The organism is Vallitalea okinawensis, from assembly GCF_002964605.1.
GTDB lineage: Bacteria > Bacillota > Clostridia > Lachnospirales > PQDH01 > Vallitalea_A > Vallitalea_A okinawensis.
In genome coordinates, this window is sequence record NZ_PQDH01000001.1 from 750,394 (window position 1) to 764,318 (window position 13,925).

Annotated in this window: 11 protein-coding genes; 1 reads left to right on the top strand and 10 read right to left on the bottom strand. The window is 34.6% G+C overall.

What is annotated here, in order from left to right:
* Window positions 1-176 precede the first annotated feature (176 nt).
* The 6 genes from uvrA to C1Y58_RS03535 all read right to left on the bottom strand — a co-directional run bounded on the left by uvrA (window position 177) and on the right by C1Y58_RS03535 (window position 9,649).
* The gene (gene uvrA, locus C1Y58_RS03510; RefSeq protein WP_105614590.1) at window positions 177-3,011 is read right to left on the bottom strand and encodes an excinuclease ABC subunit UvrA; all 2,835 of its coding nucleotides are present in this window, start codon (window positions 3,009-3,011) and stop codon (window positions 177-179) included.
* 189 nt (window positions 3,012-3,200) lie between these two features.
* Window positions 3,201-3,671, bottom strand: a complete 471-nt coding sequence (locus C1Y58_RS03515) for a hypothetical protein (protein ID WP_105614591.1) — start codon at window positions 3,669-3,671, stop codon at window positions 3,201-3,203.
* Window positions 3,672-3,771: 100 nt separating this feature from the next.
* Window positions 3,772-4,788: a spore photoproduct lyase gene (gene splB / locus C1Y58_RS03520; protein WP_105614592.1), complete on the bottom strand. Its 1,017-nt coding sequence runs from the start codon at window positions 4,786-4,788 to the stop codon at window positions 3,772-3,774.
* A complete protein-coding gene (locus C1Y58_RS03525; RefSeq protein ID WP_105614593.1) occupies window positions 4,789-5,463 on the bottom strand; it encodes an HDIG domain-containing metalloprotein in 675 nt (224 codons plus the stop codon). It abuts the gene before it with no gap.
* Between the two features lie 163 nt (window positions 5,464-5,626).
* Window positions 5,627-6,904 carry a stalk domain-containing protein gene (locus C1Y58_RS03530; RefSeq protein ID WP_170311503.1) on the bottom strand — a complete coding sequence of 426 codons (1,278 nt, stop codon included), beginning with the start codon at window positions 6,902-6,904 and terminating at the stop codon, window positions 5,627-5,629.
* A 270-nt stretch (window positions 6,905-7,174) separates the two neighbouring features.
* Complete coding sequence (locus C1Y58_RS03535) at window positions 7,175-9,649, bottom strand: FAD-dependent oxidoreductase (RefSeq protein WP_105614595.1); 2,475 nt, start codon at window positions 9,647-9,649, stop codon at window positions 7,175-7,177.
* Window positions 9,650-10,029: 380 nt separating this feature from the next.
* On the opposite strand from C1Y58_RS03535, the gene C1Y58_RS03540 reads away from it, so the two are divergent.
* Window positions 10,030-10,449 carry a metal-dependent transcriptional regulator gene (locus C1Y58_RS03540; protein WP_105614596.1) on the top strand — a complete coding sequence of 140 codons (420 nt, stop codon included), beginning with the start codon at window positions 10,030-10,032 and terminating at the stop codon, window positions 10,447-10,449.
* Between the two features lie 67 nt (window positions 10,450-10,516).
* Here the strand turns inward: C1Y58_RS03540 and C1Y58_RS27320 are convergent, their stop codons facing one another.
* The 4 genes from C1Y58_RS27320 to C1Y58_RS03560 all read right to left on the bottom strand — a co-directional run bounded on the left by C1Y58_RS27320 (window position 10,517) and on the right by C1Y58_RS03560 (window position 13,898).
* Window positions 10,517-11,899 (bottom strand): nucleoside recognition domain-containing protein, encoded by a 1,383-nt coding sequence (locus tag C1Y58_RS27320; RefSeq protein ID WP_242985321.1) that lies wholly within the window; start codon window positions 11,897-11,899, stop codon window positions 10,517-10,519.
* Window positions 11,886-12,671 carry a FeoB small GTPase domain-containing protein gene (locus tag C1Y58_RS27325; protein WP_105614597.1) on the bottom strand — a complete coding sequence of 262 codons (786 nt, stop codon included), beginning with the start codon at window positions 12,669-12,671 and terminating at the stop codon, window positions 11,886-11,888. Before C1Y58_RS27325 ends, C1Y58_RS27320 begins: the two co-directional genes overlap by 14 nt.
* Window positions 12,672-12,681: 10 nt before the next feature.
* Window positions 12,682-12,927, bottom strand: a complete 246-nt coding sequence (locus C1Y58_RS03555; RefSeq protein WP_330404372.1) for a FeoA family protein — start codon at window positions 12,925-12,927, stop codon at window positions 12,682-12,684.
* A gap of 251 nt (window positions 12,928-13,178) precedes the next feature.
* Window positions 13,179-13,898 (bottom strand): helix-turn-helix domain-containing protein, encoded by a 720-nt coding sequence (locus C1Y58_RS03560; protein ID WP_157949931.1) that lies wholly within the window; start codon window positions 13,896-13,898, stop codon window positions 13,179-13,181.
* Window positions 13,899-13,925: the final 27 nt, after the last annotated feature.

Sequence of the window (13,925 nt, forward strand, 5' to 3'; positions counted from 1 at the left end):
AAATTTCATAATTAGTTGCACAACATCAACCACATAAATTTATATAATCACTCTATATTTGATTGTTTATCATCAAACCAACCAGATAATTTGATCGTTTTTGATTGTTTATTCATATAAAAAAACCTCATCAAACAACCTACAGTCGAACTGTGTCATTTAACAAGGTCTTATTGCTATTTATCTTTATTTAAAATTTTATTGAGGAATAGTCCTGTATAGGAACCTGCTGTAGTAGAAACATCCTCTGGTGTTCCAGTTGCTATGACTTTACCTCCACGGTCTCCCCCTTCGGGTCCCATGTCAATGATATAGTCTGAAGTTTTTATAACATCTAAGTTATGTTCAATAACTAATACGCTATTGCCACCTTCTACAAGCTTCTGCAAAATATGAATGAGTTTATGGACATCTGCGAAATGAAGTCCTGTAGTAGGTTCATCTAAAATATACATGGTCTTACCTGTACTTCGTTTACTAAGCTCCGTAGCCAGTTTTACCCTTTGAGCTTCCCCACCTGATAGTGTTGTAGATGGTTGACCAAGTTTAATGTAACTTAGACCTACATCGTTGAGGGTTTGAAGTTTTCTCTTTATACGAGGTACATTCTCAAAGAATTCCAGAGCTTCTTCGACTGTCATCGCCAATACTTCTGCAATGGACTTCCCTTTATATTTAACATCTAATGTCTCTCGATTATAACGTTTACCATGGCATACTTCACAAGGAACATAGACATCGGGTAAAAAGTGCATTTCAATTTTAATAATACCATCACCACGACAGGCTTCACAACGACCACCTTTGACATTGAAGCTAAATCGTCCTTTTTGATAACCCTTCATTTTAGCTTCTGCAGTCTGAGCATAGATATCGCGAATATGATCAAATACTCCAGTATATGTAGCTGGATTTGATCGAGGTGTACGACCAATAGGTGATTGATCGATATCGATTACTTTATCAAGGTGTTCAATACCAACAACATCCTTGTGTTTACCTGGTTTTATTTTTGATTTATTCAAATCTCTTGCTAAGCGTTTATATAAAATTTCATTAACAAATGAACTCTTACCTGAACCTGATACCCCAGTTACACAAGTGAAAATACCTAAAGGTATATCAATGTTGACACCTCTTAAATTATTTTCATTGGCACCCTTGAGTTTTAGCCATTTACCATTGGGCTGACGCCTTTGATCAGGAATTTCAATCTTTTTACGACCGCTTAAATAGGCTCCAGTAAGTGATTCTTCATTCGCCATAATGTCTTCTACTGTACCTTGTGCAATAATGGCACCACCATGTGAACCTGCCATTGGGCCAATATCAACAATATGGTCTGCTTCAAACATGGTATCCTCATCATGTTCCACGACAATCAATGTGTTCCCTAAATCCTTAAGGCGTTTCAACGTTTTAAGTAAGCGTTCATTATCACGTTGATGTAGTCCAATACTTGGCTCATCTAATATATAGAGTACGCCAACTAGACCAGAACCAATCTGTGTTGCTAAACGAATCCTCTGAGCTTCTCCACCAGATAGGGTTCCAGCTGACCGGGATAAAGATAAATAGTCCAAACCTACATCAACTAGGAAACCAATTCTGGCGTTGATTTCTTTAAAAATCTGTTCACCAATTAATTGTTGTCGTTCTGTTAGCTCTAAATGGTTAAAGAATGTATGGGCATCACGTACAGACATCTCTGTGATTTGTGAAATATTTTTATCCCCTACTTTTACAGCAAGTGCTTCAGGCTTTAACCTAGCACCTTTACAAACATGACATTCTGTGTTGGTCATATAGGCTTCATATTCACCACGCATATACTCTGAAGATGTCTCTTGATAACGTTTATGGAGATTAGCAATAATACCTTCAAAGTCGTACTCGTAAGTCTTCTTACCGTAAGACCCGTTAAAATTAACCGTTACTTTCTGACCATTGGTACCATTAAAAATCATATCCTTTACATCATCGGATAAATCTATAAAAGGTACATCCAAAGAGAAGTTATATACCTTGGATAGTGAATCAAAGAGAGCACGAGCCATACTGTCTTTATTGGATATTGCATTCCACCCTGGAACATTAATTGCCCCTTCTGCTAGTGAAAGATGGGGATTCGGTACAATGAGTTCTGGGTCAAATTTCATCTTCATACCTAAGCCTGTACAGTGTGGACAAGCACCAAAGGGGTTATTGAATGAAAATAACCTAGGCTCTATCTCATCAATACTAATATTACAATCTGGACAAGAGAAATTTTGGCTGAAATTCATACTTTCACCATCTATAACATCAACAACTAATAATCCACCAGTTAAATGCATGACTGTTTCAATTGAATCTGTTAAACGCTTTTCAATCCCATCCTTAATGACAAGACGGTCAACCACAACTTCGATGGTATGCTTTTTATTTTTTTCTAATGAAATTTCTTCTGAAAGTTCGTACATGTTGCCATCAATACGTACACGAACATAACCTGATTTCTTTGCTTGTTCTAATAACTTAATATGCTGTCCTTTACGCCCTCTAACTACGGGTGCAAGAATCTGTATTTTGGTACGTTCAGGTAAACCCATGATAATGTCAACCATCTGGTCAACAGTTTGTTTCTTAATTTCTTTACCACACTTAGGACAGTGAGGTATACCTACACGAGCATAAAGTAATCTTAAGTAATCATAAATCTCTGTAACAGTCCCTACTGTTGAACGTGGATTACGGCTAGTCGTTTTCTGATCAATGGATATGGCTGGTGATAACCCTTCTATATGTTCAACATCAGGTTTTTCCATTTGTCCTAAGAACTGTCTGGCATAGGCTGATAAACTTTCTACGTAGCGTCTTTGTCCCTCTGCATATATAGTGTCAAAAGCTAAAGAAGATTTCCCTGATCCACTCAATCCTGTAAAAACGATAAGCTCATCTCTTGGTATCTTTAGATCTACATCTTTAAGATTATGTTCTTTAGCACCTTTTACATGTATATAGTTTTTCATGTTAAATCACCTCACAAACACTTACTTTCTTCATACAACTAGGCAATATTATATCATAGGAAATCATAAAAAGCAAACATATGTTTGATAGCTACTACAAACGAACAAACATAGGCTGAAGACATTAGAAGAGCAGCTTAACGATGAATAAAGTAAGCTGCTCTTAAACTCTAACTTGACTGAATTTAATTATTTATCACTTAAAAAACTCTCTAGATCTGCATCGGTTTCTTTAACCATAATTTCCAAGGTCTTATTAAAAGTTTTACCTAATAGTTTTCTTTCTATTACTAATTTAATTTTATTAGGTGTAAGGACTTCATAACTTTTAACTTGACTCCATTTAATAAACAATTCATCATATACTAATCCATTCTCATACAAGCCATCTTTTATAATCAGAGTGTGGAAAAGTAAATCCACCATAAAGGCAACGATAATTAATAGTACATAAATATTCCCTACGTATAACCAAAGGAATATACCTAATATCAATAATATTAGAAACTTAAAATTAGCTGATGATTTGTAGATGTTATAAACTTTAATTTGTCCCTTGGTAAAGAGAATCGTTCGTATAATATCGTAACCTAATAAAATTGCGGTTACTATAAAAAATGCTCTTAAAATCATATTTAGATAAATAGGATTTAGACACATAAAATCACCCTTTACTCATTTATATATCTATTTTAGCATAGAAAAGCTAGAAATAGTGTGATTTTCTGTCTAATTATTGTTAATAATCTGTGAACACAATCTATATAATATATAATATTTTATGTGGAAATGAAAATTTCTCTATACGTTGCTGAAAAAACATTTTCATCTCCTCAAGTTGCTCTTTTTGATAGACATATTTACCATAGCCAAATTGACCATATTTAAACTTTCTTTCTGTTTCATCCATGGGCAACTCGCTATTCTCAAACACTTCATTAATGATATTTTTAGCTCTTGCTGTAAAACGATGAGAGATAATTTCAAAAGTAATAGGATGATCTAACATAACATTGCTAAATGTCCTGTCAATATCATCAAGGAGATTTCCATATTGCTTCTGCCATCCTTCCTCTAGAAAAACGGGTGCTATGATAAAACCACTAGGGTATTTAGCTTCAATTACTATTTGGGTTCCTAAAAGACGTTGACTAAGAGAAGGGGTTTTATGCTCAAACTTTTTAATAATGTCTTCTGCATTAATGCTAAATCTTATCTCCGTATGATTTCCATGATCCAATCCTAAAAGTGAATCCACGTTATTGTATTTGGATACAAATCGAAATCTCCCTTTTTCTTGCAGCCCAAAGAAATTGATCGTTTTAGCTAAACTATGTGTATAGTCTTCCATCGGTAATGGATCGGAAGTTGCTGCTCCTTCAAAGATAGTTATCTCTTTCATTTCATCTATATATTTTTTTGCTTGCCCCAATATATCATCAACATTGACATAGACCCTTGTATAGGGTTTATCACCAAACTGAGTATTGAGATAACAATATTCACACTGTCCAATGCATCCAGTAACTAAAGGTAATTGAAAATGAGCTGAGGGTTTACAACTTTGAAATTTCATGGTTTTACGTACGCCAATAACGATAGTCTTCTTACCTGCTTCGTATTTTTCTCGCCGTTCTTTAGGTAATCCTGTTACACGATTAGATTTAAGCAAAACCACATCCACTTTACTTTGTTCCTTAAAGGTTTCATATAACTGTTGCCCAAGGGGATATTCCAAAGCATCTTTTTCAATTAGTACGCTTGATGGTATAAACATTTATAACATTCCCTTTTCCATATTCTCTATTAACTCTTCAAGTTCGTCTTGATTTCTTGAGTATTTAATACACGCTTTCAAGAAACTGATAATCCCCTTTAACTCTTCATCTTTTGTAACATCCTTTAATTCACCTCGTCCTAATCGATCACATAATGATAGCAAACCAATTTCTGTAGGAACAACTTCATTCACCATGGTTCTCAAGTCTTGAAAAGGTAAGTTTTTATTAACAAATAAAGGCTGCATGTGCCACCTAACTAAAGGCATAACAGCTTCTATAAAAGTTACATCATCAGTAAGTTCTTCTAATACTTTCTTAGCTAGATTTTTACCTTCTTTATCGTGATCGTAAGATGTAATACGCCCCTTACGGACTTTGGTTGTGGTCAATTTACCAATATCGTGAAGAAGTGCTCCCCACATAAACACCTTTGGATCTCGGCTAGCACTTTTCAACTTGGCAGCATTATCCACTACCATCATCACATGATTCCATACATGTCCTTCTGGATGATATTTTTTATTCTGTGGTATTTGATCCAGCTTGAAAAGATAAGAAATCGTTAAATTCTTGGGATAATCTTCAAACTCTTTTAGTTCATTAAAGTAAACACTTGGCGTATCATTATGGAGTAATTGATGGGTATAAGTTTCAAACAGCTCTTTGTTCATAGTTTCTCCCTCATCTCTATAAGTTGAATGAAATAATCAAATAAAATATTGAACTCTTAAGTAATTTATATGATATAAATTCGATACATCTAGTTTATACCATATAGTAATTAGTCATACATGTCAAAGATCTCAACACCTAAAAAGGAATTGAGATCTTTATCTAATTACTAATGAAATTCTGTGTATAATAAGGTACATTATTTTCTGTAAACCATACACCTACGCCTAATCCGCTGTAGTTTTCATTTAACATATTATTACGATGTCCTGATGAGTTCATCCATCCACTTACAACATAAATAGCATTTTTGTAGCCCATTGCTATGTTTTCACCGTAATAGGAATATTTAATACCTGCATCAGTTGCTCGTTCCCATGGTGCTTCACCTTGAAGGTTCCTATGACTAAAGTAAATATTATCACTCATGTCTTGACTGTGTAAGCGTGCCACTGTTGCAACGTCCTCTTTCCATATGAGAGGTTCTAGCCCTCGATTAACTCGCTCAACATTAGTAAGATCAAATATATCTTTCTCAAAGCTAACGCCTAATTCAACACCACCATTACCGTAATAACTGCTGTTTGAAACGTTGGCATCTATCATTAAAACAGATGTTACTTTATTATTATCTAAACTATCCACAAAAAATGTATACTCAATATTTTGACTGGTTGCATATAATTGAGAGCTACTACCACTCCTCGTTTCAAATGTCTGCTTTAAAGCTGTAGTAGATACTCCATATTTAACTGAGTTAGTTAATTGCCAATAAGCAGCATTAGTATAGAAGGCAACAACTTGATTATTCCTCACACCTACTTGTACATAGTTGCTATAATCACTGTTATAAATGTACCAAACAAAGTCATACTCGCTGTCATCAACTCTATTAGGTTGCCCTAATGTACTTGTCAACTTTGAAACAAAATCACCCATCTCCACACCTCTTAAGCCCTCTTTGCTTATATCTATTTGCTCAGGTGATGGTAGTTTACTACTATCTGATTCAACATAGATTGCCCATTCCTCATCATTCCATTGTACTGAGCAATCAAATGCCTCCAATACAATACGCAGAGGGATATAGATACGGTCATTAATCATGATATTTTCTGTATCACTATCAATTTTATAGCCATTTTTTATTATATAATGCTCACCCATTGGTACAGCGATTACTGTATTATCTTTGACAGCATAACCTACTTGCCTTTGTGGCTCCCACATTACCTCAGCTCCAAATGCCTCCGAAAACGCTCTAAATGGAATTTGAGTTCGATCATTGTGGTCAATAAACGGGTATCCCAACTCCTTATTAACCTTTACTCTTTCTCCATTAATAAATAACTTTAGTTCCCTAGTCTCTGAATAAACAGTCAATAGTCCTAAAGTCATTATCATTAAAAATAATAGGGTTACTATTCTCCGGCTCGTCATCTTTTTGTGTCCCCTTTCTGTCATCACTCCTATTATCATAGTTGTCATACTTCTATTACAGAGGTGGTAGAATTACTTGAAAAGTGACAAGACACTGTATGTCCAAATAATCACTATATAAACAAAATATGCAAGTCCTTGGAACAATGTTTCCTATATATTGTTAATGTTTTATTAAAAGGAGTATTTTAAAAAGGACCAATACTATTTTATCTTTAGTATTAGCCCTTTTGACCGATATCATTTCTTTCCACATATATATATTATTTTTTAGATAAATAGATTAACATTGGCATCGTCTGCTGCCCCAAGATAGGAAGCTACGCCTGCATATTCAATGCCATCCATCAATTCTTCTTTTTTAAGTCCCATTACATCCATTGACATTGTACATGCTACGATACGTACACCATTTTTCTTAGCTAAAGCGATAAGATCTTCAAGAGAGTCAACATTCTTATCTTTCATAACTTTTTTGATCATTATTGACCCCATACCTGCCATGTTCATGCGTGAAATACCAAGTTTCTTACTTCCTCTAGGCATCATTTTTCCAAACATCTTCTCGATGATAGATTTGCTTACTTTCACCTTTTCATCTTTTCTAAGAACATTTAATCCCCAGAATGTAAAGAACATGGTTACTGGCTTACCCATAGCTGCTGCTCCATTTGCAATAATGAAACTTGCAATGGCTTTATCTAAATCACCACTGAAAACTACCATTGAGCTTCCATCTTTACCGTTAACATCACAAGTCATACCTTCAATTTCTTTGCAACAGTCAGGTCCTTTTTTAAGATAAACAACAAAGTGATCTTTACATTTCTCTGAACGAATAAAAGTATTATTTGTTTTTTCACACCATGTTTTTACGTCAACTGGAAAACCAGGATCAGTAGCTGTAACTTCTAATACTTCACCTTCATTCATATCATTAATCTTGTTATACACTTGCATAATAGGTCCCGGACATTGAAGTCCACAAGCATTGAGTTTGATAGTATTCATACTTTTCACTTCCACTTTTTCTGTCTTCTCTTCTTTTATGCCTTGCCTGGGAGGTGTGATATCAGATGTATTATAATCCTTTGTCACAACACTGTAATAGCGATAACCACCTAATAAATTTTTAGCTTTATAGCCGTTTTGCATTAAAATTCTAGCACCAATATAGGCACGAATACCAACTGCACAATATACAACGATTGTTTTATCTTTTGGAAGCTGGTTAAGTTGTTTACGTAAGTCATTGAGTGGTATATTGATTGAACCATCAATGAAGCCCATATCTCTTTCAATTGGTTCTCTTACATCTAATACAACAATGTCATCTCTATTAGCTTCTTCTAGTTCCCTTACTAGCATAGGCTCTACAACACCACTTAAGATATTTTCAGCTGTAAAACCTGCCATGTTGACTGGATCCTTTGCTGATGAGAAAGGTGGCGCATAAGCTAATTCTAATTCTTCTAGATCATAAACTGTTCCACCAAAACGGATAGAAGCAGCGATTACATCAATACGTTTATCAACACCATCATACCCTACTATTTGTGATCCTAGAACTTTACCTTCCATATCAAAAATTAATTTGATTGTCATTGGTACTCCACCTGGATAATACCCAGCATGTGAATTAGGGTGTACATAAGTCACTCGATAATTCTTACCATAATTCTTATCGATTTTCCCTAGTACTTTCTCACTGTTACCTGTTGAAGCTACTGCTAAATCAAATACTTTAGCAATGGCTGAACCTTGAGTTCCTTTATACTTCTCTTGACGTCCACATATATTATTAGCAACAATACGCCCTTGCTTATTAGCAGGTCCAGCTAAAGGAATCATAGCTTTTCGGTGATTAATAAAGTCAACAACTTCTATCGCATCTCCTAAAGCATATATATTTTCATCTGAAGTTTGTAGGTATTCATTGACGATGATACCTCCACGTTGATTAACGTCTAAGCCAGCATCACTAGCTAATTGACCATTAGGTTTTACACCAATTGATAAGATTACCATATCTGTTTCGATTTGTTCGCCATTTTGGAGGTGAACAATAGTAACATCACCTTTTTGCTCAAATTGTTTCACACCATTGCCTAAGTGTAAATTAACACCTTTAGAAGCTACATGAGCATGAACGAGTTGAGCCATATCATAATCTAAGTTATTCATAATTTGGTCTGCCATCTCTACTATAGAAACATGTAAACCTCTATCATGTAAATTCTCAGCCATTTCAATACCGATAAATCCGCCACCTACAACAACTGCTCTCTTAGGCTGCTTTTGGTCAACGTAAGATTTAATTTTATCTGTATCTGGAACCGTCCATAAACTAAAAACATTAGGTAAATCAATACCTGGAATAGGCGGTTTAAGTGGTGAAGAACCTGGTGATAAGACTAAAACATCATAGCTTTCATCATATTCTTCGCCTGTCTTAAGATTTTTCACCTTAACTTTTTTATTATCCTTATCAACGCTAAGAACCTCGTTTTCAACACGGACTTCCATATTGAATTTTTCACCCATGCCCTCAGGTGTTTGTAGCAATAAGTTGCTTCTTTCTTCAATGGCACCTCCAATATAATAAGGTAAACCACAGTTAGCATATGAAATATATTTACCGCGCTCAAAAAGAATAATCTCTACTTTTTCATCCATTCTACGTAATCTAGCAGCTGTACTTGCTCCACCTGCTACACCACCAACGATTAAGACCTTTTTACTCATTATTATACCCTCCCATCAATTTATCATTGATTCAATATATTTGTTAAATACTTGTCAATTCAATTTAGAGTTCTTTATATTTATATATTATGATATTACGATTAAAATGTCAACATCTATTTATTAATATATTAAGAATTTATGATGTTATTTAATGGAAGAAAAAAAGTAAGGTATCTGACACCTTACTCACAAAGTATCGAAAAGTTTAGTTTGTCAATTTCTTTGGTTGAATAATACCACATTCTTAACTACGGAAACATGATACACTTCTATGTCCACATTCAAATGACATATACTATTATAAGAATGAAACTCTTCATCCTGAAGTTTAATTAATAAAATTTCAGCTATTTAGATAAATGAAAGAAGGTTTTATTATGCTTACACCAAGCCTTGAGGATTATTTAGAAGAGATCTATAACTTTTCCTTAGAAGATGAAAAAATTAGAATACGAGATATTGCTGATAAGTTAAGCGTCTCTCCTCCATCAGTTGTAAAAGGTTTAAAGAAGTTAGAAATTGAAGGCTATATTATTTATGAAAAATATAAGGGTATAAAACTAACGGAAAAAGGTCGACTAGAAGGTAAAAGGCTTGTTAATCGCAACAATATCCTAAGAGAGTTTATATTAATGATTAACCCGGATTGTGACCAAATGATTGAGGCGGAAGCTTGTGAACATTACTTAAGCCCATCAACAATCCAATCCTTTGAATGTCTATGTGGCTTTTTTAATAAAAGTCCAAAAATTCTAGAAGCTTATCAAGAGTTCAAGAAAGGACAAAAAAATAGATAAAGTAAATGAATACTTTATCAGAGATTTATTAAAAGGCCTTGAACACTATTTATTATACGCATTTCTTTTAGAAAAGTAGCATGAACAAATTATAAAATTGTGTTGTTATAAAACATACTACAATTGCTATAATTGTTGGCAATAGAAAGGACACCAAAGTCCATTTTATACTACCAGTTTCCTTCTTAATGGTATAGAGTGTCGTACCACAAGGAAAATGCAATAAAGAAAATAGCATGACATTGAGAGCGGTTAACATGGTCCATCCATTATTTACAAAGAGTTGTTGCATTTCTGCAAGACTATCTAATTCCAGCATAGATCCTGTCGCCATATAACTCATGATCAATATTGGAATGACAATTTCATTAGCTGGTAGCCCCAATATAAAAGCCATCAATATAAGTCCATCTAAACCAATCATGATTGCAAATGGATCTAAAAATCCAGCTGCATGATTAAGTATACTTACATCGCCAATTGTAATATTCGCTAACAACCATGTAATCACTCCAGCTGGGACTGCTATTACTACAGCCCTACCTAACACAAAAATGGTCCTATCAATTAATGATGTATAGATAACCCTACCCAGTTGCGGTCTTCTAAAGGGCGGTAGTTCCAAAGTAAACGTAGATGGGACGCCCTTAAGCATTGTCTTCGTTAAATATTTTGAGACAATTAATGTTATAAAAATCCCAAAAATGATCAATCCTGTCACAAATAAAGTAGCTACAATCGAACTATAGGCTGAAGCCACTGCACCGCCTACAAAAATTGTTGCAATCGCTATTAACGTTGGAAATCGGCCATTACAAGGAACAAAGTTATTTGTTATGATAGCTATTAATCTTTCGCGAGGTGAATCAATAATTCTACTGGATATTACTCCAGCTGCATTACAACCAAACCCCATACACATAGTAAGAGATTGTTTACCATGTGCACCTGATTTTTTAAAAAGTTTATCTAAGTTAAATGCCACTCTAGGCAAGTAACCCAAATCTTCAAGTAGTGTAAATAAAGGAAAGAAAATAGCCATTGGAGGTAGCATAACTGATATAACCCACCCTGCAGTTCGGAACATACCTAATACCAATATGCCATGTAACCACTCAGGTGCATTCAACGCTGTAAAAGCTACTGTTAATTGACCCTCTAGCCACCCGAATCCTTCAGCTAATAATGCTGATGGCACATTAGCTCCAGCAATTGTAATCCATAATACAAGCGCTAGTAATGCTATCATGATAGGGTATCCCCAGACCGTTGATGTTATGACATCATCTATTTTTTCTATTATTCTTTTTTTATATTGCTTTTGTCGTACAACTACAGAAGATATTTTTTCAGCTTGTGCATAGATATCCTTAACGATATGATCCCGTACCTCAAGGTCTTCAATCGTCAATTCACTTGAAAGGTCTAACAGACCCTTATAGTCCGTCATAACCACACTCCCCTCTACTTTCATCGCAGTATATATATTGATAGATAGAATCCAATATTGTCTGATCACCATCTATTAATCGTAAGGCTACCCATTTTGAATCTAGCCTCCCTTGCAATAAGCGATCAATATAAGGAACCAACTTGTTAACAACTCTTTCAACATCTTCAGAATAATGAACCTTTAATGGTGTTGATTTCTCGATACCTAGTGCTACATCATAGACCTTTTGTAAAAGGAGCTCTAAACCATCGCCGCTCCTAGCAGATGTGGGCACAATAGGTACACCTAATTCTTTTTCCAATGCAGGAATATCGATATCAATATGCTTTTTCTTTGCTTCATCCATTAGATTTAAACAGACAACTACACGATCTGTAATTTCCATAACTTGTAGTACCAAGTTTAAATTTCTCTCTAGACATGTTGCATCTACTACTACAACAGTAGCTTTTGGCTTTCCAAAACATATAAAATCTCTAGCTACCTGTTCTTCCACCGAATTGGCTAATAAGGAGTAAGTACCAGGCAAATCCATGAGTACAAACTTACGATCTTTATAACGAAAACTTCCTCTAGCATTTTGAACAGTTTTACCAGGCCAATTGCCAGTATGTTGCTTAAGCCCAGTTAATTGATTGAACACAGTACTTTTCCCCACATTAGGATTACCTGCAAGGGCAATTACTATTTCTTCCTTGGTATGTAATTTAACATTAAAACTATGGAACCTTTTATGATTGTCACAACCTTTACATCCGTTACAAGACATAAGCTCCCCCCTAAAGTCTCTCAACTATGATTTGACTCGCCTCTTCTTTTCTCAAAGCTATTTCAGCTCCTCGAACGATATATGCTTTTGGGTCTCCTAATGGACTTCTCCGTGACACCAGTACTGTAGCTTCAGGAATAATACCTAAATCCATCATCCTTCTTCTATTCAGTCCATTATTCTTTAAGAACCTAACTTTAACAAGTTTCCCAATGGGTACATCGCTTAATTTCACAAGATGCATTGCTTCACTCAATCCATATCCTCCCCCAGTCTCCTGTTGCTTATCTATTAAATCCTAATTTTGACTATATATTAGCTAAGGCTAACAAATTATTTATTTTTGATTATATATAAAGCTTATGAATATGGACATTTAATTGTTCTGGTGAAAAAGCTGTGAATGACAAACAAATTTTTGAAGGATGTTTTTGGTTGTTTTGCTTGCATTAAAAAAAGCCATGCATATGCAACGGCTTTCTAGTATAACTTAATTCACTTTAATATTTATCCAACTATTTCTTCAACACCATTAAGCATATCTCTAATTAAAGTATCAAAGGTGTCCTTATGAAATTTACTATAGAAAGTTCCCATACCTAGTACACCAATAAGTTGTCCACTACGGTCCACTAAGGGAACTGCAATCCTTAAGATTTCTGAATGAGAATTGCTCTTATAGGTTAGATAGCCTTGATCTTCTATTTCATTAAGCATCTCATTTATTTCTACTCTTTTCTCTTCTTCTAATTGGGCAAGAATATTACTTTTTGTACTTTCATCATTGTAAGCTAAATAGGGGATACCCCAAGGTGCATGTGTCAATATGTCTTTTTCAGTATGCCCTATTTCCATCATAGTTAAATTATCCTTATGGGCTATTTTATTAAGTGCTGTATAACTGTTTTCGCCGTACCCAATAACTAGGACTGTTACCTCATATTTCTCACTAATATATTCAAGTACTTTCTTTGAGCGATTAACAAGACTCCTCCATAGTGTATTGGATTTGGATAAGATAACTGATTTCATACCAATCATGTATTTTTGGTCTTTGGTTCTGGAAAGATATCCTGATTCCAATAGTACCTTTATATATCGATTTAAACTACTCACATTATAACCTGTTAATTTTTGAAGTTGACCAAAACTCAGTGTTTCTTCTTTTGCAACTAGATCTATAATATGAAGCCCCTTTGAAAGCGCTGGAGCTGGACTTTTTTCCATTCTCATCATTCCTTAAACTTTATTATT

Excerpts from the sequence above, each read along its gene's own strand:
- uvrA (WP_105614590.1), bottom strand. The coding sequence starts at position 3,011 with ATGAAAAACTATATACATGTAAAAGGTGCTAAAGAACATAATCTTAAA.
- C1Y58_RS03515 (WP_105614591.1), bottom strand. The coding sequence starts at position 3,671 with ATGTGTCTAAATCCTATTTATCTAAATATGATTTTAAGAGCATTTTTT.
- splB (WP_105614592.1), bottom strand. The coding sequence starts at position 4,788 with ATGTTTATACCATCAAGCGTACTAATTGAAAAAGATGCTTTGGAATAT.
- C1Y58_RS03525 (WP_105614593.1), bottom strand. The coding sequence starts at position 5,463 with ATGAACAAAGAGCTGTTTGAAACTTATACCCATCAATTACTCCATAAT.
- C1Y58_RS03530 (WP_170311503.1), bottom strand. The coding sequence starts at position 6,904 with ATGACGAGCCGGAGAATAGTAACCCTATTATTTTTAATGATAATGACT.
- C1Y58_RS03535 (WP_105614595.1), bottom strand. The coding sequence starts at position 9,649 with ATGAGTAAAAAGGTCTTAATCGTTGGTGGTGTAGCAGGTGGAGCAAGT.
- C1Y58_RS03540 (WP_105614596.1), top strand. The coding sequence starts at position 10,030 with ATGCTTACACCAAGCCTTGAGGATTATTTAGAAGAGATCTATAACTTT.
- C1Y58_RS27320 (WP_242985321.1), bottom strand. The coding sequence starts at position 11,899 with ATGACGGACTATAAGGGTCTGTTAGACCTTTCAAGTGAATTGACGATT.
- C1Y58_RS27325 (WP_105614597.1), bottom strand. The coding sequence starts at position 12,671 with ATGTCTTGTAACGGATGTAAAGGTTGTGACAATCATAAAAGGTTCCAT.
- C1Y58_RS03560 (WP_157949931.1), bottom strand. The coding sequence starts at position 13,898 with ATGGAAAAAAGTCCAGCTCCAGCGCTTTCAAAGGGGCTTCATATTATA.